This is a genomic window from Streptomyces sp. BE20, assembly GCF_036322525.1.
Classification (GTDB): Bacteria; Actinomycetota; Actinomycetes; order Streptomycetales; family Streptomycetaceae; genus Kitasatospora.
Window position 1 is genome coordinate 1 of sequence record NZ_JAQYWW010000443.1, and the last position, 251, is coordinate 251.

Genomic DNA, 251 nt, shown 5'->3' on the forward strand with positions numbered 1-251 from the left:
CCACCGCCGTGGTCACCTGGGCGATGCTGCGGACCTGGCCGGTCAGATTGTCGGCCATGATGTTCACCGAGTCGGTGAGGTCGCGCCAGTCCCCGGAGACGCCCGGCACCAGCGCCTGGCCCCCGAGCCGGCCCTCCGTCCCCACGTCCCGGGCCACCCCGGTGACCTGCGCCGCGAAGCCGTTCAGCTGGTCCACCATCGTGTTGACGGTGTTCTTCAGCTCCAGCATCTCGCCGGCCACCTCGACCGTC

The 251-nt window shown here is 70.9% G+C and carries 1 protein-coding gene; it reads right to left on the bottom strand.

Features of this window, described 5'->3' with window-relative positions; translation table 11 throughout:
- A partial coding sequence (locus PUR61_RS04470) for a hypothetical protein (protein ID WP_329875846.1) occupies positions 1-251 on the bottom strand: 251 nt, incomplete at both ends.